This is a genomic window from Bradyrhizobium sp. RD5-C2, assembly GCF_019972155.1.
Classification (GTDB): domain Bacteria; phylum Pseudomonadota; class Alphaproteobacteria; order Rhizobiales; family Xanthobacteraceae; genus Bradyrhizobium.
This window is the reverse complement of record NZ_BOVL01000008.1, coordinates 302586-325606: the sequence shown is the minus strand read 5'-3', so window position 1 is coordinate 325606 and position 23021 is coordinate 302586. Positions and strand designations below refer to the sequence as shown.

Genomic DNA, 23021 nt, shown 5'->3' with positions numbered 1-23021 from the left:
CTGCGCGTATTCATCAGTTCATTCACCTCAAGGATGTTTGCGATGCCGACAGCGAGGGCCTGCGAAACCCATCTCGAACTCGTCAAGTTCAGCTACGGATTGCCGCATCTTGCGCAGGCGCTCAAGCGCGACCGGAAGGTCAAGATCGTTGCCCTCGGATCATCATCGACCGCGGGAGCCGATAAAATTCTCCCATTTCCACCACGGCTGGAGATCTTATGGCGAAGCCAGAAGCAGTCCTTCGGCCGGATGATCGACATAGTCAACCGAGGGATCGGCGGGCAAGAGGCGCCCGAAGAGTTCTCGCGCATCGAGTCCGATGTCATCGCTGAAGCACCGGTGATGGTGATTTGGCAGGTCGGCACCAACGCCGTGTACAGAAACTACAACTTCGATCAGGTGCAAGCGACATTCGAGGCAGGACTCGATGTGCTCGCCGGGCTGCCGCTGGACGTCGTGGTGATGGACTCGCAATACACCCAGGCAATCATCGGCGCGCCAGACGTGCTCAAGCTCGCCAACCAGTTCATGCCAATGATCGCCGACGTCGCTGCAAGCAGGAAAGTCAACCTGTTCCGCCGCTTTGCGCTGATGAAGCAATGGGTCGATGCCGGAATTCCGCTCTCCGAACTCGACGATGGTGCACAGGAGCATCTCCATACGAGCGAGTGGGCGACCGATTGTGTCACTCAAGCGTTGCTCGGTGCGATCAACGATGCAGTGGCAGGTAGCGCGAGCATGTCGTCCTGACCACGTAAGACTACGGAGGTGGGCCGGTTGGATAAAATTTGCGGCAGTTCTGTAAGTCGTTTTCAGAACCCTTTGCTTAGAAGCGGAACTCCGATCAAGGCAGGGGAATGCGAATGGGAAATCTTCCGGATCACGGTTTACCGCTCGTTCAGCTTAAGGAGCAGCGGCGCGATCTCGTGGTGGCGCTGCAAAACCGCAACGGACCAGTGGGCAGCTGGGAGCTGATGCAGATCGCAGCGATTCAGCAGGCGATCTCGGCGTTCGAGGACGTGATTGCCGACCTCGATGCGGAGCTCGAGCTCGAGGCCGCGGCGGCCTGAGCGACGTGAATCGATCAAGCCTGTAGATAGCGGCCTTCAAGCGCCTTGCGCTCGGCCTGGCCGAGCCCGAGGCCTTCGCGGAAATAGCCGTCGAGGCTGCCATAGTCGGCATCGATCGCCTCGAACGCCGCCTCCAGAAACGCCGCGCGTACGGTGCCGAGCACCTGCTTGACGTCATCGGGCAGCTCGGTGCTGTGGGCCGGGTCGCGCTTGTAGAACTGGTTGGTCAGGAGATAGTCGTCCGCGATCACCCGATCGGACACGCCGAGCGCGTGCAGGATCAGCGCGCAGGCAAAGCCGGTGCGGTCCTTGCCCGCGGTGCAGTGGATCACCAGCGGGGCGCGGTCCTCGAGCAGATGGGCGAACAGCGTGCGGTAGCGCGGCGTGTTTTCCTGCACATAGCCGCGGTAGGAATCCCGCATCACGTCGATCGCATCGGCTTCCAGCAGTTGACGTTGGCTGGCGATCGCGCGCAGCGAAGCAACCACCGTCGGCTCGACCGGGAGCGAATGCACGGTCACGTCGCTCATGCTGCACAGCGCCTCGGCGCGCTCGTCGACGCCGCGGAAATCGAATGCGCTCTTGACCCCGAGCGAGCGCACCACGGCGACGTCCTGCTCGGTGAGATAGGCCAGATGGTTGGAGCGGAAGATCTGCCGCCAGCGCACCGTCCGGCCGTCACGCGCCTGGTAGCCGCCCAGGTCGCGAAAATTGCTGGCGCCGGCGAGATTGAGGTGACGGGCAGGGACTTCTGACATCGGGCGGGCCTGTTGCAGCTGGTGAAGTCTTGGCGCAGAAAACCTGACGCAGAAAACTTGGCGCAGGAATCCCGGCGCAGGTGTATCGGCGCAGACAGGTCTATAACCGGCCTCTCGGGGGGAGAATATGACTTATCGCGGAGGCGCCATTCTCGTCGGCGCAATTCTTGTCGGGATTCTTGGTTCCTCGGCCGCGCCGGCGCAATCCGCCTTCCGGAATTATCATTGTGCCGACGGTACGCAGTTCATTGCCGCTTTCTTCAACGGGGACACCCGCGCTCATCTGCAACTCGACGGCAAGGCGGTGACGCTGACGAAGCGTCTGTCGCTGACGGGTGTGCGCTACAAGGGGGGCGGCGTCACGCTCGAGGTCACCAAGGCCGGTTTGACCAAGCTCCGGCATGCGAAGCGGCCGGTGACGGCCTGCGAGCTGGCATGAAAAAAGGGCCGAAACGCTTCGTTCCGACCCTCTCTTACTGCTCACCTGCTGTCTGACGCTCTTGCGTCACGCCTCTCTGCCCGATCGACATCAGTGATCGCGGCTCGGCTTGGCGTCTTCGATGGCCGCCTGATGGTACCAGCTCTCGCTGCAAGCGGAGGTCTCGACCTCAGCAGCAAGCTCGCGCGCCGTCCGCATCTCGCCGTAGCGGCGCCCGCCGAGCGCCGCGCGGCCCCCAGCCGGGAATTGATAGATCGTTGCCGATCCCTGATTTTGGCCCGTCGTGATCATGTCAAAGTCTCCTATGGCCGGAGCGAGCCTCCATGGTGCGCCCGACTCATTCGTGTGTCGTTACCGTCGTTTTGATATCGGCTCGGGCCCGATAAGGCGCAAGTTGACCAAGAAATAGTCATTAACTGTCTAATTCGTGTGCAAATCTCGGTTTGCATCCTGCGAGGCAGGATGCAGCTGACCAACGCTTGGGCCGGGCCGATGGTTGCTCGGCGCCCGATGGTTGGACACGAACTGTCACATGGCGCTGCCGCTGCATTAATCGGCGGTCGACGTGGTAGCTGAATTTGCTGCAGAAACGGGCGATGGAGGGTGCTGAGAGAAGATTTTGGCTGACTGTGGCGCATGCCAGCTGCGCTGCTTTGTCGCAGCTAAAAATGCGATGTCCGCTGTGGACATCCGCGGGCCGGGCGGGTGCCGCAGTGCAGCGACTGGCATTTTAATTGCTTAGTAAGAGCCGGCCGATGGTGGCCGGGTACGCGTGCGGCGGCCGACTGGCTTTCGGTTCCTCACGGTTTTGCATCATCAACAGAGAGGTTCAATGACCAAGTACAAGCTCGAGTATATCTGGCTCGACGGATATACGCCGACGCCGAGCCTGCGCGGCAAGACGCAGATCAAGGAATTCGCGTCGTTCCCGACCCTCGAACAGCTTCCGCTGTGGGGCTTTGACGGTTCGTCCACCCAGCAGGCTGAAGGCCACAGCTCTGACTGCGTGCTGAAGCCGGTCGCCTGCTATCCCGACGCCGCGCGCGAGAACGGCGTGCTGGTCATGTGCGAAGTCATGATGCCCGACGGCAAGACGCCGCATGTCTCGAACAAGCGCGCGACCGTTCTGGATGACGAAGGCGCCTGGTTCGGCTTCGAGCAGGAATACTTCTTCTACAAGGACGGCCGTCCGCTCGGCTTCCCGGAAGAGGGTTATCCGGCTCCGCAGGGCCCGTACTACACCGGCGTCGGCTACAAGAACGTCGGCAGCGTCGCCCGCAAGATCGTCGAAGAGCATCTCAATCTCTGCCTCGCCGCCGGCATCAACCACGAAGGCATCAACGCCGAAGTGGCGAAGGGCCAGTGGGAATTCCAGATCTTCGGCAAGGGCTCCAAGACCGCCGCTGACCAGATGTGGATGGCCCGCTATCTGATGCTGCGCCTCACCGAGAGCTACGGCATCGATATCGAATTCCACTGCAAGCCGCTCGGCGACACTGACTGGAACGGCTCGGGCATGCACGCCAACTTCTCGACCAAGTACATGCGCGAAGTCGGCGGCAAAGAGTACTTCGAGAGCCTGATGAAGGCCTTCGACAAGAACCTGATGGACCACATCGCTGTCTACGGCCCCGACAACGACAAGCGTCTGACCGGCAAGCACGAGACCGCGCCGTGGAACAAGTTCAGCTATGGCGTGGCTGACCGTGGTGCGTCGATCCGCGTGCCGCACTCCTTCGTCAACAACGGCTACAAGGGCTATCTGGAAGACCGCCGCCCGAACTCGCAAGGCGACCCCTACCAGATCGCTTCGCAGATCCTGAAGACGATCTCCGAGGTTCCGACCGGCGCCAAGGCTGCGGCTTGAATGACTGCGGCTTGATGGCCGCGGACTAAGCAGCTGCCGGACCCGGATGGAGCCATCCGGTACCGCAATCGGGTCCGCCAGGGCGACTGCCTTGGCGGACCCTTGCTTTTGACGACAGTCTTGACGGACAGCCTGCCGCCGAAAGCGGTTTCGCTACGTTATGAACCGCGCTAGACAACGGTTGTATCTTGGCTGCCGGGGACACGGCGCTTGTTTGAAGGGTTTTACAAGGTCCGGTTCGAGCTGGGCGGCGCCGTCGGCCGCAGCGTGATGTATGTCGGCGACGGCAAGATGCTCGGCGGCAACTCGGCCTTCGCTCATATCGGCACCTACGAGAAGGCCGGCGACGAGGTCGCGATCGAGATCCAGACCGTCCGCCACAACCCCGATCCGAACTACCGCGCGATGGCCGGCACCGATGATGCGACGCTGCTCGCCAAGGGCGGGCCCGACGGCGAGCTCTACCGCTTCAAGGGCGAACTCAAGGAATTGCCCGGCGTGCCGTTCCAGTCGGTGATGACGCCGATCACCGAGGATGACATCCCGATCGCAGGCGGGGTCGGCGAGGGCGGCATCATCAACGGGCTCTATTCGATCCACATCCAGCTGCTCGACGGTGTCGACGGCAGCCTCACCGGCGTGATGCTGCTGAACAACGGCCGCATCCTCGGCGGCGATGCGTTCTTCTACTATCTCGGCACCTACACGTCCGAGAAAGGCCGCTGGAAGGGGCAGATCCTCAATCAGGAGCACAGCTCGGCGATGGGCGAGAACCCTGTGTTCGGCGGCCATGAGGTCGGCATCGGCTTTGCCGGCACCTGCGACGCGGAAGGCGCCGTGCTCGAAGCGACCGCGCTTGCCGGCAAGCGCAGCCTCCGCCTCGGGGCCACGCTCAAGCTGATGCGGCGGGCGTAAGCGGGATGGACAATTCGGTTCGCGTGCTCTCGACGCTGGCGCTGAAGGGCGCGGTCGCGCGCCTTGCCGCGACTTACCAGGCGGCAAGTGGTGTGCGGATCGATGCCGATTTCGCGCCGACGCTGGCGCTGCTCGAACGCCTGCGCGGCGGCGAGGCCGCCGATCTCGTGATCCTGACCCGCGAGGGCCTCGACGAGATGACCGGCGAGGGCCGCGTTGCGCGGGAAAGTGTTGTCGATCTCGCGCGCTCCTATGTAGGTGTTGCCGTGAAGGCGGGCGCTGCGCATCCCGACATCGCGAGCGAAGCCGCATTGCGTGCGACGCTGCTCGGCGCACGGGCGGTGGCCTATTCGCGGCTCGGCGCCAGCGGTATCCTGTTCGCGCAGCTGATCGCGCGTCTCGGCATTGCGGAGGCGATCAACGCCCGTGCTGTGATCATTCCGGTGGGCTTCACCGCGGAAAGGCTCGTCACTGGCGAAGCCGACCTTGCGATCCAGCAGATCAGCGAGTTGAAGCAGATCGATGGCATCGAAGTCGTCGGGCCAATTCCGGTGGAATTGCAGACGCCGGCGGTGTTTTCCGCGGGCCGCATGGTCGCCGCAAAGCACGCGGCGGCCGCCGATCATCTGCTGCGCTACCTAGCGTCGGCCGATGTCGCGCCGGTGCTGCGCGAGACCGGGCTCGAGCCTTGAATTTGCCCGCACTGCGACGCACCCTGCCGGGCATGTTCAGACCTCTCCATGCAATCGTCCTTGCCTTGGCGCTGGCCGCGCCTGTGCTTGCTTACGCGCAATCGGCCGACCTCGTGCTGTGCGATCGGCTCGCCGCCGATCCCACCGACCCCGACAAACCGGCCGACGTGAAGGGCGTGGCCGAAATTGCGTCGGCCGATATCGCGACCGCGATCAAATATTGTGCGGTGGCGGCAAAATCGTCGCGCCGCGCGATGTACGAACTCGGCCGCGCCTATGCCGCCAACCGGCAGGCCGCCGAAGCAATGTCGGCCTGGCGCAAGGCGGCCGACAAGGGCTCGACATCGGCGATGGTCGAGCTCGGCGTGCTCTACGGCAATGGGACCGGCGTCGCCAAAGACGAGGCGCAGGCGCGCAAATTGTTCGAGCGCGCGGCGCAGGCCGGCAACGCGCGCGGCGTCAGCAATCTCGCTGCGCTCGGCGGTAGCGTCGCGTCCGACCCGGCACGCGCGCGCGAATTGCTCTCCAAATCTGCCGAGACCAATGCGGAGGCGCAGTACCAGCTCGGCATGATGCTGGCGGAAGGCAAGGGCGGCGCTCAGGACGATGCCGGTGCGCGCGCGTTGTTCGAGAAGGCTGCCGCGCAGAACCATCCGGGCGCGCTGGAGCGGATGGGCGCCTTCGCGCAGGCCGGCCGCGGCGGACCGAAGGATAGCGATGCGGCAAAAGCCTATTACGAGCGCGCGGCCGCGCTCGGCGATGTGGATGCGAAGAAGGCGCTGGAGCGGGCGCGCTGCCCGTACGTGATCAAGGACAAGCGCGGCAATGCCGTGACCAACCTCTGCTTCTAGTCAGACAGGAACGCTCGCGCTCGCATATCGTTGACGTGCGAAAGGCACTGGCGAGGCGACGTCATGATCCGCAAGCTGCGTTCCGGCGAGTACCGGCTGTATTCTCGCAAGGTCAATCCGAAGACCGGTAAGCGCCGCAATCTCGGCACCTTCAAGTCACGCGCGGCAGCAGAGAAGCACGAGCGCGACGTGCAGTACTTCAAGCGCCACTAAGCGTGTGTGCTAGGGCGCAGGGCAGGCCGCGCCGGTCTTCACCCAGGCCTCGACCAAAGCGCCGGCCTCTGCCTGCGTGCCCGGCGCCGGCGAGCGGCCGAAGCCGGGATGCCAGGCCCAGCCGACCAGCGTGTCCTTGCCGATGTGCTCGATCAAATCCTCGACCTTGCGGCCGCCATTGCGCGCGGGATCCCGGATCTGCTGGCAGATCTCGCCGACGGTTTTCCCGGCCCAGGCCATCTCGCGCGGCGCGAGGTGCCATTCCGGGTGACCCGGCACGCGGCCGGGATCGAAATTGGCGTGCTGGTGGCAGATCGAGCAGCGCATCGCGTTGCTGCCATGGCCGTCGGCACCGCGCGTGACCGGTGGCTGGTGCATGCGGCTGATGTCGCCCTGCCGCGGGCTGTCGCCGGCCGGATGGCAATTGGTGCAGCGCGGATGCGTCAACACCTTGCCGAGCTCGGTGAAGATCGCCGCCGAGCGCTGCTCGACATTCTCTATACCGGCAAAGCTTTCCGGCGAGGCGAGGGCGTGGCTCGCGCTCTCCGACGCCGCATAGCCGGCACAGAGGCTGGTCGCGAGCGCCGTCAGCACCGCAATGATCCGAAACCGCGTTTCCGATGTCATCGCGCGTGCGCTCATTTGTTGGCGGTCAGATAGCGCTTGGGATCGGCAAGGATCACGTCGCGCACCGCCTGATGATACTTGATGTAGCCGGTGCAGCGGCACAGATGGCCGTCGAGCGCGTCCGCAATGACGGTCTCGAGTTGGTCCCGCGCCACCGGCTCTCTTGCCAGAAGTTCGAGCAGCACCTGGCCCTCGTTGAGGAAGCCGGCCGTGCAATAGCCGCACTGGAACGCGAAATGCTCGATGAAGGCGCGCTGCAACGCGGAGAGCTCGCCGTCCTTGGCATGGCCCTCGACGGTGCGGATCGCCTTGCCGTCGAAATTCGCCGCCGGCACCACGCAGGTCGGGGTGGTGTAGCTGGTGCCGTCGGGGTTATCGATGATGACGGCGCAGCTCAGGCATTGCGCGGCGCCGCAGCCGAACTTGGTGCCGGTCATGCCGAGCATTTCGCGAAGGAGATCGTTCATCGAGAGGTCGTCGCGGACCTCGATCGGGCCGTGCTTCTGGCCGTTGATGGTGAGGTTGAGCGTCGTCACGCAAGCGCTCCCTTGAGCAGGCTCGTTGTCACCGGCAATGAGCGGAAGCGATGGCCGGTGGCATCGTTGATGGCGTTGAGCAGCGCCGGCACGATCGGAATCATCACCACCTCGGCCATGCCCTTCGGCGGTTCGTCCGGCGTCAGCGGCGGCAGCATCTCGATCTCGAGATCGTGCAGCGGCAGGTCGGAGCCGCGCGCGATCAGGTATTGGCCGAGATTCCACTGCCCGTTGCCGGGGCCGCCTTCGAACGGCGGCAGGGTTTCGAGCAGCGCGTAGCCAACGCCCATGGCAAAACCGCCATGCGACTGGCCCAGCACCACTTCAGGCACCAGCGCCTGGCCGCATTCGAACACGCTGTAGGCCTTGGCGATGCGCAGGATGCCGGTCGCGCGCTCGATCTCGACACGCACCAGCGTGCCGCACATCGAGGTATAGGCGGTGCCGATCCGGTTGTTGTCGGTCGGCGGAAACTTGACGCTGACGCGGTCGATCCGCTCTAACCGGCCACGGCCGCGGCGGATCGCCAGCGCATCGATCTCGGCGCGGTACTGCTCGCCGAACAGCGGGAAGCGCGCACGCGACCAGGCCCAGCGCGAGAAGCTGTGCGCCACCGCGCCGGTGACGAAGCCGCGCGCATGCGCGGTCGCGGCGAGCTTCGGCAGCGGCAGCGGCGCGAGATCATCGAGCACGAGCTGGCCCTCGTTCCAGCGCGCTCTGTCCCATTGCCGGGCGCGCGGATCGGCCTTGCCGATGTGCCAGAGCTCGAGTGCCGCCGGCCATAGGCCGTAGCGGAAGATGACCCGGGCGGCTTCGGCCGAGGAGTGCGTGCCAATATGCGCGCCGATCGAGGCGCTGGTGGCCGAGCTGATCGCGGGCACCCAGCGCGGGTTCTTCTCGGCGAGATCCTGGGTCTTCTGATCCATCGTGTAGGGATCACCGGACGTGACAAGCCCGAGCGCGTCGTAGCTGTCGACCCGGGAGACGGCGACCTCATCGGCCACGGCGCCGAGATGGCCGGCAACGCGGTTGGCAAGCGCCGTGCCGATGCCGTTGCCCATCTCGACGTGGTCGCAGAAGATTGCGATCCGTCCCTCAGGATCGATCTCGACCCGGCCGAGCGAGCAATCCGCGCCTGCGCCGTAATCCTTGGTGACGCAGGCGACGCCGGTGCCGACCAGCCGTCCTTCCGTTGCCTTCTGCTTGAAGTCGGCGCGCTGCCGCCAGATCGGATGCGTCTCGAGCTTGTCGAGGATTTCGGGCGTGCGCACCGACACGATGTAGGGGTTGCCGGTCATGGTCCGGCCGTTCTGCTTCAGCGCGTTGTTGCGGCGGAACGCGATCGGATCGACCTTGAGTTCGCTGGCGGCCTCGTCGATCAGGACTTCGAGCGCGGTCATGGTCTGCAGCGTGCCGTAGCCGCGCATCGAGCCCGCAGTCACGCCGCGCGAATGCAGCGCCACGGTGGTGACGTCGACTTTCGGGACGTCGTAGATGCCGATCGCCGCGGTGGCGGCCACGGTCGCGACGTTGGCGGAGAAGTTAGCGAGCCCGCCGCCGTCGAGCACATGGTCAGCGGCGAATGCCGTGATCTTGCCGCTCTTGCGATCGATGCCGATCCGCGAGCGCATCTTGATCGGGTGGCGTTTGATGCCGCCCTGGAATTGCTGGTAGCGGTCGTGCGCCAGCCGCACCGGCCGTCCCGGGAAGAACATTGCCGCCAGCGCCACGTAAAGCACGAACGGGGTGTGGTCGCGGCCGCCGAAGCCGCCGCCGATATGGGCGAACTGCGCGTTGATGTGCGAGGGGCGGAAGGGCGAGCGGGCCTTGCCGAGCATGAAGGCGATCGACTCGGTCGCCTCATAGGGCGACTGCACGCCGAGCACCAGTTCGAGATTGCCGCTGTTGTCGTTGTACCAGGCGAGCCCGCTCTCGGGTTCGAGGAACATCGGATCGACCGACTGGGTCTCGAACTCGCGGTCGAGCACGAGTTGCGACGGATCATCCGTGGCGAGTTGGGCGCGGATCGCTTCGCCATGGATCGCGGCCTTGGCGTAGTCGGCCTTGGTCTCCTTGGCGAGCGGCAGCCAGACCGGCAGCGCCGCGTTCTGGATCCGGCTCGGCGAGACCCAGCCGGCCTGGATCGGCGAATAGACGTCGGGCGCATCGGACGTGGCGCCGGCCACGCGGGTGAAGCGATACGCGCCGAAGTTCGGCAGGACGACCGGACCGGTCTCGTCGCCGAACTTGACGAAGCCGACATCGCGCAGCGCGAGGCGTGCCCGGTCGAAGGCGTCGAACTGCTCGAAGATCAGCAGCGCGACCGGCTGTCCGAGATAGATTGGCGTTGTGCCGACCGGGCAGAACAGATCGCCGGTGTAGAACTCCGGCACCCGCGTGCCGATCCGGTCGAGATCGGCCGCAGTCACGACGACCGAGGGCTTCGCCGGACCATCGAGGCGGGCGAGGTCCATGCCGGCATAGACATGCGTGGCGTCGTTGGCGCGGACCAGGATGGCGTGCGAGGTGGTCGCAGGCCAGCCCGGCATGTCGGCAGCGCGAAAGTCGGAGGCGTAGAGCTTTGCGCCGGTGACCTTGGCCACCCCGTCGACGCGGCCGGCGCCCTTGAGCGCCGGATTGAAATGGCCGCGCCCGGGAAGCGTCTCGCGGGTCGCGAAGGCGGGCTCCTTCGCAAGCGCCAGATGCGACAGGCTGACCGAGATGCCGCCTGCCGACAACCACTTCACGAAGTCGCGTCGCGAGGGCCGCATGGTCTGATCTCTCAACAACGCTTCGGTGGCGAATCGCGCCACGGTTTAGGAATTGACAAAATGCACGCTGCAGTGTTGCAGCAAAGCGAGCGCAATCGCAATGCCGCAATAGGTCGTAGCCTTCTCACTTGTAGATCTGGCCTCACTTGAGGTCGGCGATGGTGGCCGGTCCCGGACCCGGGGTAATCAGGGTCGGCCATTGCTTGGAACCGAACGGCACCAGCGGCGGCAGGAAGGTCGTCATCCCGCGCTTCTTGGTCTCGGCGATGATTGCCTCGCGCGCGTCGCCCCCCATCAGCTCGTAGTCCATCAAATGGTAGCTGCCGAAGAACAGTGCGCCCACCGAGCGGTCGGCAATGATCCGGGTCAGCGACTCCAGCATGTCCGATGGCGTGGTGGTGAAGGAAATCGTCTCGATCAGCATCAGGCGGCTGTTGATGGCGTCAGGCCCGAAGAACTGCGCCAGCACGCTGAAGATCACGTTGTTCTGCCGCGCCACATAGATCGTGTTGCTCGCGCCGTAGGTCTTGTCCCAGTCGGCGCCGAGCTGGGTCTTCCAGTCGGCCATGACCGTCATCCAGTGCGCGACTTGGGTCTGCGCGGCCCAGGCGACGTTCTTGGCGAGCAGCGGCGCCTGCTTCTTGCCGAATGCCTCGAGCGTCGCGAACGGGATCGCGCCGGCGGTGAGGCATTCATCCATGAAGGCGATGTTGTTCTTGAGGATGGCGCGGTTGTTGTCGCGCCAGTCCGCCTGCATTGGCGTGGCATCGAGCCCGTCGAGCGCCGACTGCATCCGGCTGCGATAGGCCTGCATCGACCCGCGCCACGCCTTGTCGTCGGGATTGTTGACATAGGGGCCGACCACCTCGGCCAGCGCCATCGTGCTGTGGCCGACCGACTTGAGCAGCTGATAGACGACCGGCACCTGCGGCGCCTCGGTCGGCGGCTTGCCCGGCCGGTAAAGGATCAGGTGGCCGCCGGCACCGGAGAACAGGCCGAGGATCACCGGATGCTTGTCGAGGATGTTCTTCTGGAAGATCCGCGCCGCATCGCCATAGAGCTCGAACATGCCGGTGTTGAGCGCCAGCACGTCCTTGGTCGCGACATCGGCCGGCGTGGAGCTGGTCTTGCTCGCGATCGGTGCCATGTAGTCGGGCAGCGACTGGGCCAGCGCCGCACTACAGCTGCCGAGCAGCAGTGCCAGCGCGGCGGCCAGGCGAAAGCGATTGATCATGTGATGCTCCTCGAAGCCTCGCGCCAACGTCGCGGCCGGATGCGGCCGCGCGATCATCGGCGGAATGCGCAAATGCCTGGACGCAATGAACTGGAGAGAAGTGAACAGGGGGTGTAGATCCCGCGTGACGCAGCACAACGCGGGCGGTAACTACAGCTAAGCGACGAATCACCTGGTGTCCACACCCGGACATTGCGGGCCTTGCCCTGCGCCAAAACACCCAATGGTGCAGCCTTCGGCCCGGTGCTATCTCGCGAACAGAATCAATTTTATTTATTGGATTTTTTGCGTGCTCAACGGACTTTACAAGGTCGAGTACGGCATCAACGGCGCATTCGGCCGCAGCATCATGTGCCTGCACGACGGCAAGATGATGGGCGGCAATTCAGGCTTCGCCCATCTCGGCACCTATCAGGTGACGAATGGCGAGATCGCCGGCGACGTGATCACCGAGCGTCACAACGACGATCCCAATTTCAAGCCTTTGATGGGCGCCGACGTCGCCGTCATCAAGGTGCGCGGCCGAACCGAAGGCTCGACCATCCTGCTCGAGGGCCGGGCGGACGCGATGCCGGACGGCGTGTTCTGGGCGAATTTGGCGCCGCTAGACGACGAGGCCTTGCCGCCGCGCGGGGAGGTCGGGCTGGGTGGCATCGTCAACGGGCTCTATTCCATCCAGCTGCGCGCGCTCGACGGTGTCGATGCCGGCCTCACCGGGGTGATGTTGCTGATGGACGGCCGCATCCTCGGCGGCGATGCGTTCTTCTATTATCTCGGCTCGTATTCGTCGGCGGATGGCCGCTGGCGCGGCGAGATCGTCAACCAGGAGCATACGCCGGCGAAGGGCGCGTACCCGGTGTTCGGCGGCTACGAGGTCGGCATCGGTTTCGCGGGGACCTGCGGCGACGACGGCGCCGAGCTTGAAGGCATTGCGCTGGCCGGCAAGCGCAGCCTTCGCCTGTCGGCCGAATTGCGGTTGATGCGCCGCGCGTAGTTCAAGCGCGGCTCGCTCTCAATCCTTGATCAGAAGCACGCCGCCGATGATCAGCGCGATGCCGGCCAGCCGTGAGATCGACACGGGATGCTGCGCCAGCCCGAACGCGCCGAAATGGTCCATCGCGATGCCTGCGGTCATCTGACCCGCGACCACCAGCGCCAGCAAGGTCGCGGCGCCGAGCGACGGCAGCAGCAGGATCATCAGGAGGATGAAGACGCCGCCGAGGATGCCGCCGCTCCAGGCCCACCACGGCACGGCCGAGACCAGCTTCCAGGACGGCACCGGCTCCCGCGTCGCGACCAGCACGACCGCCATCGTCACGAGACCGCCGAGATAGCTGACGAGCCCGGCCCAGGCGGGCGAATTCAGCGCGGAGCGGAGGTTGCCGTTCAGGACCTGTTGAACAGCCACGGCGATGCCGGCGCCGAGCGCGAGCAGATAGAGAAACCAGACTTGCATGTGACGCCCCAAAACCGGTCGCTGAAGGATTTCATGTCATATTCGATCGGCAACGTTCGTGGCATGCGTAAAGCACGGCGCGAAACCCTAAGGATTGGGCTTCCACCCACGTCCCAGATCGAATAAGAGGCCGCAAACCCTCAGTTCCCAGTCATAGAGCATGATCCGCCTCGATAACGTCTCCAAGCAAGTCGGCCACCAGATCCTCTTCATCGAAGCCTCCGCGGCGCTCCAGAAGGGCGAGAAGATCGGCCTTGTCGGCCCGAACGGCTCCGGCAAGACCTCGCTGTTCCGGATGATCTCGGGCCAGGAGATCCCCGATGAGGGCCAGGTCTCGCTCGATCGTGGCATCTCGATCGGCTATTTCAGCCAGGATGTCGGCGAAATGTCCGGCCGCAGCGCCGTGGCCGAGGTGATGGATGGGGCCGGGCCGGTCAGCGCGGTCGCGGCCGAGCTCAGGGAACTCGAGGCCGCGATGGCCGACCCCGACAAGGCCGACGAGATGGACGACATCATCGCGCGCTATGGCGAGGTGCAGCATCAGTTCGAGGAGCTCGACGGTTATGCGCTCGACGGCCGCGCGCGCGAGGCGCTCTCGGGGCTCGGCTTCAGCCAGGAGATGATGGACGGTGATGTCGGAAAGCTCTCCGGCGGCTGGAAGATGCGGGTGGCGCTGGCGCGCATTCTTCTGATGCGTCCCGACGTCATGCTGCTCGACGAGCCGAGCAACCATCTCGATCTCGAAAGCCTGATCTGGCTCGAGCAGTTCCTGAAGGGCTATGAGGGCGCGCTGCTGATGACCTCGCATGACCGCGAGTTCATCAACCGCATCATCAACAAGGTGGTCGAGATCGACGGCGGCCAGCTCACCAGCTACTCCGGCAATTACGAGTTCTACGAGCAGCAGCGTGCGCTCTCCGACAAGCAGCAGCAGGCGCAGTTCGAGCGGCAGCAGGCGATGCTCGCCAAGGAGATCAAGTTCATCGAGCGCTTCAAGGCGCGCGCCTCGCACGCTGCTCAAGTGCAGAGCCGCGTCAAGAAGCTCGACAAGATCGAGCGGGTCGAGCCGCCGCGGCGGCGCCAGACCGTGGCGTTCGAATTCCAGCCGGCGCCGCGCTCCGGCGAGGATGTCGTCAGCCTGAAGAATGTCCACAAGGCCTACGGCAGCAAGCGCATCTATGACGGCCTCGACTTCATGATCCGCCGCCGCGAGCGCTGGTGCGTGATGGGCATCAACGGCGCCGGCAAGTCGACGCTCTTGAAGCTGGTCGCCGGTTCAACCGAGCCCGACGACGGCGCGGTCGCGGTCGGCGGCAGCGTCAAGATGGGCTATTTCGCCCAGCACGCAATGGACCTGCTCGACGGCGAGCGTACCGTGTTCCAGTCGCTGGAGGACGCATTTCCGCAAGCCGGGCAGGGTTCCCTGCGCGCGCTCGCCGGCTGCTTCGGCTTCTCGGGTGACGATGTCGAGAAGAAGTGCCGGGTGCTTTCGGGCGGCGAGAAGGCGCGGCTTGTGATGGCCAAGATGCTGTTCGATCCGCCGAACTTCCTGGTGCTGGACGAGCCGACCAACCATCTCGATCTCGCCACCAAGGAAATGCTGATCAACGCGCTCGCCGAGTTCGAGGGCACGATGCTGTTCGTGTCCCACGACCGGCACTTCCTCGCCGCGCTCTCCAACCGCGTGCTGGAGCTGACACCGGAAGGTATCCATCAGTTTGGCGGCGGCTACACCGAATACGTCGCGCGCACCGGGCAGGAAGCGCCGGGGTTGCGGAGTTAGCTCACGCTCTCCACCGCGCGCAAAACGCCTCGACGTCGCCGGACTGAAACTCCGGTAGCCGCTCCCAGATCGTCTCGGCCGGCCAGTTCCACCAGGCGATCTGCGACAGCTCGGCCGCGATCTTGCGGTTGAAGCGCTCCTTGATCGGCCGTGCCGGCACGCCGCCAACGATGGTGTAGGGCGCGACATCGCGCGAGACCACCGCGCCGGCCGCGAGCACCGCGCCGTCTCCGACGGTGACGCCGGGCAGAACGATCACGCCGTGGCCGATCCAGACGTCGTTGCCGATCACGACGCGGTCCGCGCGCCGGTCGCTGAAGAAGCCGTGGTCGCGCTCGGCGGAGGCCGAGTAATATTCAGGGCAGTAGGTGAAGCGATGCTGCGAGGGGCGCTCGACCGGGTGATTGGGCGCGCCGATCCTAACCTGCGCCGCGATCGCGCAGAACCGGCCGATCACGGCGTCGGCGACCATGCAGCCGCTGCCGAGATAGGAGTAGTCGCCGAGCTCGGTATATTCGATTGCGGTGTCGCCGAGGACTTCGCAGCAACGGCCGACCTTGACCTCGCGCAGCTTGACCGTCGGCTCGATGACGGTTTCGGCAAGCTTGGGGCGGGCGGCGGTTAGTCCGTTCATAGCGTTATCCTCGATGCAGCGAGCGGCTTCAGTCGCACGATTTCTATGACGACGAGATGACAGGAGATGCCGGATCTAGCGGCCGGTGAGGCGGGCGATGGTCTCGATCTCGTTGGTCCAGATGCCGCCGGAATAGTTCTCGGGCAGGCGCCGGAAGAGTTCGGCATCGTCGACCCCGGTCGAGAATTCACCGCCCTGATAGGGGCCGAGCACGAACACCACGCTGTTTGCCGCCGCCATGCGGTTGAGGAAACGGTCCGGCCATCCCCACAGCCACGGCGCGTAGTTGATCGGCACCAGCACGATGGCATTGCGGCAGGCGTCCGGCACGATGCCGGTCCAGCCATAACCGAGATAGCGCACGAGACAGCTCTTGATCGCCGCGCGCGAGATCGTCCGCGTCCCCGGCGCAAGACGCCGGATCGCCTCGATCGGATCGTCGCCGCCATAGACCATGATCAGCTTGCGTCGCTCGGCGGGGAGCCGGTTCAAGATCGCCGCGAGCTTCTCGCCCTCGGCGGGATCGCGGCTCTTGACGTTGATCAGGAACCGGCGATCCGGAAACGTTTTGAACACTTCGTCCAGCGACGGCATCAAGCCGATGCCCTTGCCGCGGAATGGAAAGGTCTTGCCGCCATCGGCGGTGTAGCCATAGCCGATATCGAGCATCTTCAGCCGCGCCATCGGCTGCTCGCGGGTGACGCCCTGGCCGTCGGTACGGCAATCGACCGTCCAGTCGTGAAACACCGCGAACTCGCCGTCGGTCGTCGGATGGACGTCGAGCTCGACGATATCGGCGCCCTGCTCGAAGCTCGCCCGCATCGAGCGGGTCGTGTTCTCGAGATAGTCGTGGGTTGGCGGCAGCATGCGCACCGCGGTGCAGGTGTCGTTCCTGAGGTCGCGTTCGTCGAAGCGTTGCGCCATGCCGCGATGGGCGAGCAGTACCGGCTTGCCGCCGGCGTGGGTTGCGAGAAGACTGGAGTTGTTGAGGTAGATGCCGGCGGCGATGGCAACGATCGCCGCTGCCGCGTATTTCAATTTCCTGCCCAAGCGACTCTTTTCCCTGCTGGATAGTCGCTCCGGGTAGGGCGCGTTTTGGGTCGATTTGCGGCGGCCTGATCCTTCAAGCCGTCGTCAACGGCAATCGCCTTGTTGAGCAAGTCCGCGCGTGGAACCAAGGCGCTAACCGGGTCGAGAAATATGCACCGCAGATTGTTGCGCTATCGAAGGTACCGCGATTCGCATGCTTGCGTTTCGGACCTCGATAGGTTTTAAGCCCGGTGACTTCATGACCGTTGGCATGAACAAGAAGCGCGCTGCGTGGCTCTACCACATTCTGGACAGAGTTACATCGCAGCTCGCGCGCCCCCCAATTCAGAGGATTTTCAGCATGGCCAAGATGACGAAAAATCAATTGATCGACGCGATTGCCGAGGGCACGCAGATCTCGAAGAATGACGTGAGGACCGTCATCGAGCACATGGCGACTGTTGGCTACAAGGAGCTGAACGAATCCGGTGAGTTCGTCATTCCTGGCTTTGTGAAAATGTCTGTTGTGCATAAGCCTGCCACGGAAGCTCGCAGCGGTGTGAATCCTTTCACGAAAGAGCCGATGGAGTTTGCAGCGAAGCCGGCCAGCAAGTCGGTCAAGGCGTCACCTCTCAAGGTCGCCAAGGACGCTGTTTAAAGACTACGGTTTGCGGCAAGCCACGCGCGCAAGCAATGCAACGGCGCATGGCCTGCCGCGCTGTGTCCGGCTTGTCCGGCTCAGCATCGCCCGCTACGGTTTTCAAAAAAGCGGGAGCGAAACGGCATGAAGCAAATCAGGATCGGCGACATCACGATCGACGCGGTGATCGAGCGCGAGGGGCCGTGGCGGCGGCCGCAGGATTTCTTCCCGACCTATGACGACGATGTGTTCAAGCATCATCTGAAGACAATGGAGCCGGAAGTCTTCGATGCCGCGCGCGGAATGATGGTGATCACCTATCAGACCTTCGTGGTGCGGACGCCGCGCTACACCATCCTGGTCGACACCTGCACCGGTGAGGACAAGGGGCACCCGCCGCCGTTCGACTTTCCGGGCAAGGAGCGCTGGCGCAACGAGCTGTTCGCGCTCGGCATCTCCTACGAGCAGATCGATTACGTGTTCTGCACCCATCTGCATATCGATCACACCGGCTGGAACACCACGCTGCGCGACGGGCGCTGGGTGCCGACCTTCCCGAACGCGAAGTACGTCTTCCACAAGGGCGAGTATGCCGCCTGGGAGGCCGAGAATGCCAAGGGCGCCAATCCGCCCGGCACGGTGTTTCGCGACAATTGCCTGCCGATCGTTGAAGCCGGGCAGGCGCTGCTGGTCGACGACGACTATGCGCTCGACGACACCGTCACGTTGACGCCGACGCCGGGCCATTCGCCCTGCCATTGCTGCGTCAACATCTTCTCGAAGGGACAGCGCGCAGTGGTTGCCGGCGATCTGATGCACCACGCGATCCAGTGCCGCGAGCCGGACTGGTCGGCCAAGCCCGATTGGGACTCGAAGCAATCGGCGGTCTCGCGGCGAAAGTTCTTTGCCTCGGTGGCCGGAACCGACACGCTGATCCTGCCGATCCATTTTCCGGCCCCCACCGTCGGCCTGATCACGGCGGACGGCGACCGCTTCGATTATCGGTTCAAGCGCGGGTAGGGCGCGGCAGTCGGCGGTTCGAGGTCACCGTGCCGCGCCGGTCCGGCGCGGCACCTGGGTCAGAAACCGCTCGAGATCGGTGCAGAGGCGGTGGGCGAGCTCCTCGTCGATCTCGAAGGTCGCGACGGTGCCGGCACAGTCGATTGCGATGGTGCCGCGCAATGGTGCGGCGGAGACCGCCGATACCGCGATGTTTGTTGCTCTGTGCATGGTCATGTCGTCAACTTCCCCTCAGGGCCCGCTGCCGCCAATCCTCATCTCGGAATGACGGCACGTCCCTTTCGCTTTCGTTCTTCGATGAATCGCACGCCGATCTCGGCGCCGTCGACACGAACCAGCTCGCAGCGGCGGAATGCCAGTCCTCGCGAGGACAAGACCAGGAAGAACTCCTGGGCCTTCAGCACATCAAGCGTTCCGTCGACCTCGAGCCGGGCACCGCTTTGCGAGACGTCGAGCAGGATGCAGCTGCGCCGCCACGTGCCGTCGACACCCATGAGATTGACGGGATGGCGCGTCTCAAGCCTGACGCGCTCAGCCCTGCGGTCACCATACGTCATAACGCAACTCACACTGCCTGAAGGGGTTTCGCAGCCAACTCGCTCAGCGAGCCAAACCGGATCATGCGCTGCGCATTTGAGAGCGGCAGTGCCTCGAACATCTTCCGGGCCTGCTCGAGCTGATCCGGCGGGACTTTCGAGCCGGCCTTCCGGTAGCTGACGATGGTGGCCGTCGTGTTCCAGTTCAGTCGCGATGCGCGGCAGGCGATCACGAGCCCGTTGATGTCGGCGGCTTGCATCAACGGCGCGATCGTCTCGATCGGAACGGTCGCGAGCTGCGCCAGTGCCGCGACGACGTTGTGGACTTCCCGTCGGATCGCGAAGCGGTTGACGCTGGAATCGTTCAGCTGTCCGGAATTGTTGAGGGCCATCACCGTGGCCCGCGCCTCCGCATAGTCGATTGTGGCTGGGGGGCTTGCGGAGGCGCGGGCTGCGCCGCCATCGATGGCAGCGCGGATCGCGTGCTGGATCTCGGGGTGTGCGATCTTGAGTAGCCGGGCCTGCTGGCGCGGCGTCGATCGCACGACGAGGTCGGCAACAACGCGGTGAGGCAGGTCCTTGCGCGCGACCAGCGCGGCTGCGATGTCCTCGTCGCGCTCGGCGGCATCGACCATCATGGCAAGGCCTGCGCTCGTCATGTCCGCGCCGGGATTGCGTGCGAGCGCGCGAAGCACGTTGCTGTCGCCTCGCATCAGCAGAATGTCCGTGAGCTCCTGGTTGACGGCCTTGCGTCCCGCGATCGCGCAGAGATGTCCCTCGGCCCGCATCCAGGCAATGTCGATCAGATCGGCGTCCGGAATGCAGGCGCATTTTCGCAGGATCGGAGCGGCGACATCGGCATCATCATGGTTGGCGAGGCGACGGGCGAGCTCCCGCGGCACCAGATGCAGGTCGGCGAGCGAGCGGCTGAGCGTGGTCAGGGTCCGCAGCTCGACGCTCTCGGTCAGGCGGATCAGGATGTCGTCGAACAGATTGACCTGATGCTCGCTGAGGCGGTGGGCGTCGTCGAGAAACAGCCCGGCCACCTCCTGCAGCATGCGCGTGCGGAGGTCTGGGGAACCGGCTCTCAAGACATGGTCGAGCTTGGCAATAAGATCGGGCGAGGCAATAGCTGTCATTGCGGTCCCTAAAATGTTCCGCGACGGGGAACATCATCGTTCCCGATGTCAATCTGCTCCCCGAATCTTTAATAGGGGTATAGAAATTGATGTGGAGGTTGATCCCAACGGTGGATATCGCGGCAAACACTATCGAAATTCGGCAGCAGCGCTATTTTGCCAGATTGTCGGGTTCGACGAGCGGACAGCATTTTTTCTGACTGAGTTCATTGGACGATTCGAATTTTGTGCATGCAATTTATCAATGCGGCCGGCGCGCTGTGCGCGGCGCCGCGCGCAAATTTTAGAGACCATTTCACAGGAGCAGTCATTTGACGGCGCCATTGCTGGTGCCGAGAGTCTTTCGTTTTGACGATGTCGATGCGTTCCGGAGTTCGATCCGGGATTTGGATGTTGATTTCACGCCGCTTGCGCGAAAGATTTCGGCCGAGCAGATCATCCTGAGTTTGCCGGGATGCGAGCTCAACTACACACAGTCGTTCCCGCGGATCGTCGACGCGCAGCTTGCGCGACATACGACTGCGGTCGGCTTCACGATGGATGACGGCGTTCCGATGCGGTTCAACGGCGTCGAGCGCGATCGTGCGGTGATCGTGCTCGGCGGCGGCGGCGCGTTCTACACCTCGGTAGAGGAGACGCCCCGCCAATATGTCTCGATGATGTTCACGCCCGAGATTGTCGACCGCGGTTGGCCGAGTGCCGGACTCCATTTCAGCATTCACGAGATATCTCAACGCGCGCAGGATCGGCTGCGCGACGTGGTGAGGCAGGTTCTGCTCGTCACGTCGGATCAGGTCACGATTGCAGAGTTCGCCACGGGCGCGTCGATCAAGGAGACGCTGCTGTCCGCGATCGACAACGCGTTCGCCGAGATCGTGCCGGCCAAGTGGGCGACGCGGGCCAACACGACGCGTCAGTTCAAGGTCTTCAACGACGCGCGCGCCGTCCTGGCCGGCGACGTCGCGCACCCGATCTACAGCGGCGAACTCGCCAGGCAGATCGGCGTGTCGGTGCGCACGCTGCATGATGCGATCCAGCGCTACCGGGGCATCAGCCTGCATCGCTACCTGCGGCTGCGTAGGCTCTGGCTGGTGCGCCAGCAACTGCTTGCCGGTGCGCCGAGCGTCAAGGCCTGCGCGCTGGCCTACGGGTTCTGGCACCTCAGCGATTTTTCGCGAAGCTATCGGTCGCAGTTCGGGGAAGCGCCATCGGAGACGCTGGCGGCCTCGCGCCGTGGTGGCATCGCGCCCGCCGATCCGGCCGGCGGTAGACACGAATCGTAACAATCCGCCTGAACCAAATCTTAACGGGCGGTTGCGAATCTGTGGGTACGATTCCACCAGAGGCGGCCTGATGCATCCCCGACGATTTGCGCGTGTTCGTCCGACAGGATGCGTCTCCAGCGTGGTCAAACTCCAGCTCGAACCGAAGGCGCCCCTGATCGAATGCCGGCTGGTGGACTATTCCGCCGGCGGGGCCTGCCTGGAATTTTCCAAGCCGATCCAGTTGCCCGAGCGTTTCGAGATGTTTCACGGCAACACCCGGAAGCGTTGCCGGCGGGTCTGGAGCAGGGGCGTCCGGGTCGGCGTGTCGTTCTAGCGCCACAGGGCGTGGGCCGATGAAGGGTCCGTCCACCCGTCAACAGCCGTTCGGGCCGCGCCCTGCGCGACCCGATTGAGTCCCGATGAAGTCTGTCCCGATTGAGGGGGCTAGATAAGCGCCGGCGAGGGGCTCAAGCGCCGCTCTGGCACTTCTTCATGAACGAGTTCTTGGCCGCGCCGGCGAGCTTCTTGCCGTCGGAGCCCACCGCCTTGGTCTCGCAGCTGTCGGTGGTGCATTTCTTCATGAACGAGGTCTTGGCCGCGCCGGCCAGCGGCTTGCCGTCCTTGCCGACGGCTTTCGTCTCGCAGGAGGCGTCCTGTGCAAATGCCGAACCGGCGGCAAAGGTCGCGATCACGGCCGCCAAGAAAATCCGCTTCATCTGGGTTCTCCCTAAACCAAACCAGTGGACGGATTGGATATTGGATTCTTGGCTCGATCAAGTTCCCACAGCCGAATTTGTCTATAAAATACCCCGATAGCTGCGAGAAAATTCCGTGTGCAGCGCGGAACAAAATGGGGGAAACGCGGAAATGGAATTCGAGACGCTGGTACAGACACGCAAAAGCGTGCGCGGGTTCAAGAAGCAACCGGTGTCACGGGCGACCGTCGAGGAGATCATCGAGGTGGCCAAGCGCGCGCCGTCCTCGATGAACACCCAGCCCTGGCACGTCCATGTCCTGACCGGGGCGCCGCTGGAGGAAGTGCGGCGCCGCAACATGGAGGAGATGATCGCCGGCGCCAAGGCCAAGCGCGACATCGTCAGCCATGGCGAATACCAGGGCGTGCACCGCGGCCGCCAGGTCGACATTGCCAAGAAGCTGTTCGGCGCCATGGGGATTGCCCGCGACGACAAGCCGATGCGGCAGGATTGGGTGTTGCGCGGCTTCCGCCAGTTCGACGCCCCGGTGTCGCTGGTCCTGGCCTACGACCGGATCCTCGATCCCGGCGCGGTGTGTCATTTCGATCTCGGCGCGCTCTGCTACGGCATCGTGCTGGCGGCCTGGGATCGCGGCCTCGGCAGTGTGATCAACGGCCAGGGCATCATGCGCTCCGACATCGTGCGCGAGGTCGCCAACATCCCGGAAGACCAGGTGATCATGACTTGCGTCGCGATGGGCTATCCCGACGACAGTTTCGCCGCCAACGCGGTGCGCTCGGACCGCGAGGCCAACGGCGATTTTGTCCGCTATGTCGGCTTTGCCGAGTAGC

General features: G+C 64.2%; 28 protein-coding genes. 15 read left to right on the top strand and 13 right to left on the bottom strand.

Annotation, left to right across the window (positions count from 1 at the left end; all coding sequences use genetic code 11):
* Nucleotides 1-42: 42 nt before the first annotated feature.
* Together BraRD5C2_RS09280 and BraRD5C2_RS09275 are read left to right on the top strand one after the other, a co-directional pair.
* Complete coding sequence (locus BraRD5C2_RS09280) at nt 43-750, top strand: SGNH/GDSL hydrolase family protein (protein WP_223967976.1); 708 nt, start codon at nt 43-45, stop codon at nt 748-750.
* A 113-nt stretch (nt 751-863) separates the two neighbouring features.
* Nucleotides 864-1070 (top strand): hypothetical protein, encoded by a 207-nt coding sequence (locus BraRD5C2_RS09275; RefSeq protein WP_038375209.1) that lies wholly within the window; start codon nt 864-866, stop codon nt 1068-1070.
* Between the two features lie 14 nt (nt 1071-1084).
* On the opposite strand, the gene BraRD5C2_RS09270 is transcribed toward BraRD5C2_RS09275, so the two are convergent.
* Nucleotides 1085-1828, bottom strand: coding sequence for a tyrosine-protein phosphatase (locus BraRD5C2_RS09270; protein ID WP_223967975.1), 744 nt, complete (start codon nt 1826-1828; stop codon nt 1085-1087).
* A gap of 127 nt (nt 1829-1955) precedes the next feature.
* Between BraRD5C2_RS09270 and BraRD5C2_RS09265 the strand changes: the two genes are divergently transcribed.
* On the top strand, nt 1956-2267 hold the full coding sequence (locus tag BraRD5C2_RS09265; protein ID WP_223967974.1) for an MliC family protein: 312 nt from the start codon (nt 1956-1958) through the stop codon (nt 2265-2267).
* A 90-nt stretch (nt 2268-2357) separates the two neighbouring features.
* Here the strand turns inward: BraRD5C2_RS09265 and BraRD5C2_RS09260 are convergent, their stop codons facing one another.
* The gene (locus BraRD5C2_RS09260) at nt 2358-2558 is read right to left on the bottom strand and encodes a DUF2735 domain-containing protein (RefSeq protein WP_223967973.1); all 201 of its coding nucleotides are present in this window, start codon (nt 2556-2558) and stop codon (nt 2358-2360) included.
* Nucleotides 2559-3099: 541 nt separating this feature from the next.
* Here BraRD5C2_RS09260 and BraRD5C2_RS09255 point away from each other — a divergent pair.
* The 5 genes from BraRD5C2_RS09255 to BraRD5C2_RS09235 all read left to right on the top strand — a co-directional run bounded on the left by BraRD5C2_RS09255 (nt 3100) and on the right by BraRD5C2_RS09235 (nt 6805).
* Nucleotides 3100-4134, top strand: coding sequence for a glutamine synthetase beta-grasp domain-containing protein (locus BraRD5C2_RS09255; protein WP_024581543.1), 1035 nt, complete (start codon nt 3100-3102; stop codon nt 4132-4134).
* Between the two features lie 210 nt (nt 4135-4344).
* Nucleotides 4345-5049 (top strand): hypothetical protein, encoded by a 705-nt coding sequence (locus BraRD5C2_RS09250; protein WP_223967972.1) that lies wholly within the window; start codon nt 4345-4347, stop codon nt 5047-5049.
* Between the two features lie 5 nt (nt 5050-5054).
* Entirely contained in the window at nt 5055-5741 is a 687-nt protein-coding gene (locus BraRD5C2_RS09245; RefSeq protein ID WP_223967971.1) for a substrate-binding domain-containing protein, read from the top strand.
* A gap of 32 nt (nt 5742-5773) precedes the next feature.
* Nucleotides 5774-6592, top strand: coding sequence for a tetratricopeptide repeat protein (locus BraRD5C2_RS09240; RefSeq protein ID WP_223967970.1), 819 nt, complete (start codon nt 5774-5776; stop codon nt 6590-6592).
* Between the two features lie 63 nt (nt 6593-6655).
* Nucleotides 6656-6805, top strand: a complete 150-nt coding sequence (locus BraRD5C2_RS09235; RefSeq protein ID WP_016843021.1) for a hypothetical protein — start codon at nt 6656-6658, stop codon at nt 6803-6805.
* A 9-nt stretch (nt 6806-6814) separates the two neighbouring features.
* Here BraRD5C2_RS09235 and BraRD5C2_RS09230 read toward each other — a convergent pair whose 3' ends face one another.
* From BraRD5C2_RS09230 to BraRD5C2_RS09215, 4 genes are all read right to left on the bottom strand, one after another.
* The gene (locus BraRD5C2_RS09230) at nt 6815-7432 is read right to left on the bottom strand and encodes an Isoquinoline 1-oxidoreductase subunit (RefSeq protein WP_223967969.1); all 618 of its coding nucleotides are present in this window, start codon (nt 7430-7432) and stop codon (nt 6815-6817) included.
* Nucleotides 7433-7443: 11 nt separating this feature from the next.
* On the bottom strand, nt 7444-7968 hold the full coding sequence (locus BraRD5C2_RS09225; RefSeq protein WP_223967968.1) for a (2Fe-2S)-binding protein: 525 nt from the start codon (nt 7966-7968) through the stop codon (nt 7444-7446).
* Complete coding sequence (locus tag BraRD5C2_RS09220) at nt 7965-10739, bottom strand: xanthine dehydrogenase family protein molybdopterin-binding subunit (protein ID WP_223967967.1); 2775 nt, start codon at nt 10737-10739, stop codon at nt 7965-7967. The genes BraRD5C2_RS09225 and BraRD5C2_RS09220 overlap by 4 nt, the downstream gene beginning before the upstream one ends.
* Nucleotides 10740-10881: 142 nt before the next feature.
* On the bottom strand, nt 10882-11973 hold the full coding sequence (locus BraRD5C2_RS09215) for a hypothetical protein (RefSeq protein WP_223967966.1): 1092 nt from the start codon (nt 11971-11973) through the stop codon (nt 10882-10884).
* A gap of 289 nt (nt 11974-12262) precedes the next feature.
* Here BraRD5C2_RS09215 and BraRD5C2_RS09210 point away from each other — a divergent pair, with 289 nt between their 5' ends.
* Nucleotides 12263-12967, top strand: a complete 705-nt coding sequence (locus BraRD5C2_RS09210; protein WP_223967965.1) for a GrlR family regulatory protein — start codon at nt 12263-12265, stop codon at nt 12965-12967.
* Between the two features lie 18 nt (nt 12968-12985).
* On the opposite strand, the gene BraRD5C2_RS09205 is transcribed toward BraRD5C2_RS09210, so the two are convergent.
* Nucleotides 12986-13429, bottom strand: coding sequence for a DMT family transporter (locus BraRD5C2_RS09205; RefSeq protein WP_223967964.1), 444 nt, complete (start codon nt 13427-13429; stop codon nt 12986-12988).
* A 160-nt stretch (nt 13430-13589) separates the two neighbouring features.
* Here BraRD5C2_RS09205 and BraRD5C2_RS09200 point away from each other — a divergent pair, with 160 nt between their 5' ends.
* Nucleotides 13590-15212 carry an ABC-F family ATP-binding cassette domain-containing protein gene (locus BraRD5C2_RS09200; protein WP_223967963.1) on the top strand — a complete coding sequence of 541 codons (1623 nt, stop codon included), beginning with the start codon at nt 13590-13592 and terminating at the stop codon, nt 15210-15212.
* Between the two features lies 1 nt (nt 15213).
* Here BraRD5C2_RS09200 and BraRD5C2_RS09195 read toward each other — a convergent pair whose 3' ends face one another.
* Both BraRD5C2_RS09195 and BraRD5C2_RS09190 read right to left on the bottom strand, forming a co-directional pair.
* Complete coding sequence (locus BraRD5C2_RS09195) at nt 15214-15846, bottom strand: DapH/DapD/GlmU-related protein (protein ID WP_223967962.1); 633 nt, start codon at nt 15844-15846, stop codon at nt 15214-15216.
* Nucleotides 15847-15921: 75 nt separating this feature from the next.
* The gene (locus tag BraRD5C2_RS09190; protein ID WP_223967961.1) at nt 15922-16896 is read right to left on the bottom strand and encodes a glycerophosphodiester phosphodiesterase family protein; all 975 of its coding nucleotides are present in this window, start codon (nt 16894-16896) and stop codon (nt 15922-15924) included.
* 340 nt (nt 16897-17236) lie between these two features.
* Here BraRD5C2_RS09190 and BraRD5C2_RS09185 point away from each other — a divergent pair, with 340 nt between their 5' ends.
* Together BraRD5C2_RS09185 and BraRD5C2_RS09180 are read left to right on the top strand one after the other, a co-directional pair.
* Entirely contained in the window at nt 17237-17533 is a 297-nt protein-coding gene (locus BraRD5C2_RS09185) for an HU family DNA-binding protein (RefSeq protein ID WP_092113589.1), read from the top strand.
* A 126-nt stretch (nt 17534-17659) separates the two neighbouring features.
* Nucleotides 17660-18535: an MBL fold metallo-hydrolase gene (locus tag BraRD5C2_RS09180; protein ID WP_223967960.1), complete on the top strand. Its 876-nt coding sequence runs from the start codon at nt 17660-17662 to the stop codon at nt 18533-18535.
* Nucleotides 18536-18559: 24 nt separating this feature from the next.
* Here BraRD5C2_RS09180 and BraRD5C2_RS09175 read toward each other — a convergent pair whose 3' ends face one another.
* Genes BraRD5C2_RS09175 through BraRD5C2_RS09165 form a run of 3 tightly spaced genes read right to left on the bottom strand, consistent with a single transcriptional unit; the run spans nt 18560 to nt 20210 of the window.
* On the bottom strand, nt 18560-18745 hold the full coding sequence (locus BraRD5C2_RS09175; RefSeq protein WP_223967959.1) for a hypothetical protein: 186 nt from the start codon (nt 18743-18745) through the stop codon (nt 18560-18562).
* 44 nt (nt 18746-18789) lie between these two features.
* Nucleotides 18790-19092, bottom strand: a complete 303-nt coding sequence (locus BraRD5C2_RS09170; protein WP_223967958.1) for a PilZ domain-containing protein — start codon at nt 19090-19092, stop codon at nt 18790-18792.
* Between the two features lie 8 nt (nt 19093-19100).
* Nucleotides 19101-20210: a DUF2336 domain-containing protein gene (locus BraRD5C2_RS09165; protein WP_223967957.1), complete on the bottom strand. Its 1110-nt coding sequence runs from the start codon at nt 20208-20210 to the stop codon at nt 19101-19103.
* 377 nt (nt 20211-20587) lie between these two features.
* Between BraRD5C2_RS09165 and BraRD5C2_RS09160 the strand changes: the two genes are divergently transcribed.
* Entirely contained in the window at nt 20588-21493 is a 906-nt protein-coding gene (locus BraRD5C2_RS09160) for an AraC family transcriptional regulator (protein ID WP_374707972.1), read from the top strand.
* Between the two features lie 70 nt (nt 21494-21563).
* Nucleotides 21564-21809: a PilZ domain-containing protein gene (locus BraRD5C2_RS09155; protein ID WP_223967956.1), complete on the top strand. Its 246-nt coding sequence runs from the start codon at nt 21564-21566 to the stop codon at nt 21807-21809.
* A 133-nt stretch (nt 21810-21942) separates the two neighbouring features.
* Here BraRD5C2_RS09155 and BraRD5C2_RS09150 read toward each other — a convergent pair whose 3' ends face one another.
* The gene (locus BraRD5C2_RS09150) at nt 21943-22191 is read right to left on the bottom strand and encodes a hypothetical protein (RefSeq protein WP_223967955.1); all 249 of its coding nucleotides are present in this window, start codon (nt 22189-22191) and stop codon (nt 21943-21945) included.
* 151 nt (nt 22192-22342) lie between these two features.
* Between BraRD5C2_RS09150 and BraRD5C2_RS09145 the strand changes: the two genes are divergently transcribed.
* On the top strand, nt 22343-23020 hold the full coding sequence (locus tag BraRD5C2_RS09145; protein ID WP_223967954.1) for a nitroreductase: 678 nt from the start codon (nt 22343-22345) through the stop codon (nt 23018-23020).
* Nucleotide 23021: the final 1 nt, after the last annotated feature.

What these genes read in the sequence shown, in the direction of transcription:
- BraRD5C2_RS09215 (WP_223967966.1), bottom strand. Translation starts at nt 11,973, where the DNA reads ATGATCAATCGCTTTCGCCTGGCCGCCGCGCTGGCACTGCTGCTCGGC.
- BraRD5C2_RS09150 (WP_223967955.1), bottom strand. Translation starts at nt 22,191, where the DNA reads ATGAAGCGGATTTTCTTGGCGGCCGTGATCGCGACCTTTGCCGCCGGT.
- BraRD5C2_RS09205 (WP_223967964.1), bottom strand. Translation starts at nt 13,429, where the DNA reads ATGCAAGTCTGGTTTCTCTATCTGCTCGCGCTCGGCGCCGGCATCGCC.
- BraRD5C2_RS09275 (WP_038375209.1), top strand. Translation starts at nt 864, where the DNA reads ATGGGAAATCTTCCGGATCACGGTTTACCGCTCGTTCAGCTTAAGGAG.
- BraRD5C2_RS09245 (WP_223967971.1), top strand. Translation starts at nt 5,055, where the DNA reads ATGGACAATTCGGTTCGCGTGCTCTCGACGCTGGCGCTGAAGGGCGCG.
- BraRD5C2_RS09230 (WP_223967969.1), bottom strand. Translation starts at nt 7,432, where the DNA reads ATGACATCGGAAACGCGGTTTCGGATCATTGCGGTGCTGACGGCGCTC.
- BraRD5C2_RS09195 (WP_223967962.1), bottom strand. Translation starts at nt 15,846, where the DNA reads ATGAACGGACTAACCGCCGCCCGCCCCAAGCTTGCCGAAACCGTCATC.
- BraRD5C2_RS09185 (WP_092113589.1), top strand. Translation starts at nt 17,237, where the DNA reads ATGGCCAAGATGACGAAAAATCAATTGATCGACGCGATTGCCGAGGGC.
- BraRD5C2_RS09235 (WP_016843021.1), top strand. Translation starts at nt 6,656, where the DNA reads ATGATCCGCAAGCTGCGTTCCGGCGAGTACCGGCTGTATTCTCGCAAG.
- BraRD5C2_RS09255 (WP_024581543.1), top strand. Translation starts at nt 3,100, where the DNA reads ATGACCAAGTACAAGCTCGAGTATATCTGGCTCGACGGATATACGCCG.
- BraRD5C2_RS09170 (WP_223967958.1), bottom strand. Translation starts at nt 19,092, where the DNA reads ATGACGTATGGTGACCGCAGGGCTGAGCGCGTCAGGCTTGAGACGCGC.
- BraRD5C2_RS09265 (WP_223967974.1), top strand. Translation starts at nt 1,956, where the DNA reads ATGACTTATCGCGGAGGCGCCATTCTCGTCGGCGCAATTCTTGTCGGG.
- BraRD5C2_RS09270 (WP_223967975.1), bottom strand. Translation starts at nt 1,828, where the DNA reads ATGTCAGAAGTCCCTGCCCGTCACCTCAATCTCGCCGGCGCCAGCAAT.
- BraRD5C2_RS09260 (WP_223967973.1), bottom strand. Translation starts at nt 2,558, where the DNA reads ATGATCACGACGGGCCAAAATCAGGGATCGGCAACGATCTATCAATTC.
- BraRD5C2_RS09145 (WP_223967954.1), top strand. Translation starts at nt 22,343, where the DNA reads ATGGAATTCGAGACGCTGGTACAGACACGCAAAAGCGTGCGCGGGTTC.
- BraRD5C2_RS09200 (WP_223967963.1), top strand. Translation starts at nt 13,590, where the DNA reads ATGATCCGCCTCGATAACGTCTCCAAGCAAGTCGGCCACCAGATCCTC.
- BraRD5C2_RS09280 (WP_223967976.1), top strand. Translation starts at nt 43, where the DNA reads ATGCCGACAGCGAGGGCCTGCGAAACCCATCTCGAACTCGTCAAGTTC.
- BraRD5C2_RS09165 (WP_223967957.1), bottom strand. Translation starts at nt 20,210, where the DNA reads ATGACAGCTATTGCCTCGCCCGATCTTATTGCCAAGCTCGACCATGTC.
- BraRD5C2_RS09220 (WP_223967967.1), bottom strand. Translation starts at nt 10,739, where the DNA reads ATGCGGCCCTCGCGACGCGACTTCGTGAAGTGGTTGTCGGCAGGCGGC.
- BraRD5C2_RS09175 (WP_223967959.1), bottom strand. Translation starts at nt 18,745, where the DNA reads ATGCACAGAGCAACAAACATCGCGGTATCGGCGGTCTCCGCCGCACCA.
- BraRD5C2_RS09155 (WP_223967956.1), top strand. Translation starts at nt 21,564, where the DNA reads ATGCATCCCCGACGATTTGCGCGTGTTCGTCCGACAGGATGCGTCTCC.
- BraRD5C2_RS09240 (WP_223967970.1), top strand. Translation starts at nt 5,774, where the DNA reads ATGTTCAGACCTCTCCATGCAATCGTCCTTGCCTTGGCGCTGGCCGCG.
- BraRD5C2_RS09180 (WP_223967960.1), top strand. Translation starts at nt 17,660, where the DNA reads ATGAAGCAAATCAGGATCGGCGACATCACGATCGACGCGGTGATCGAG.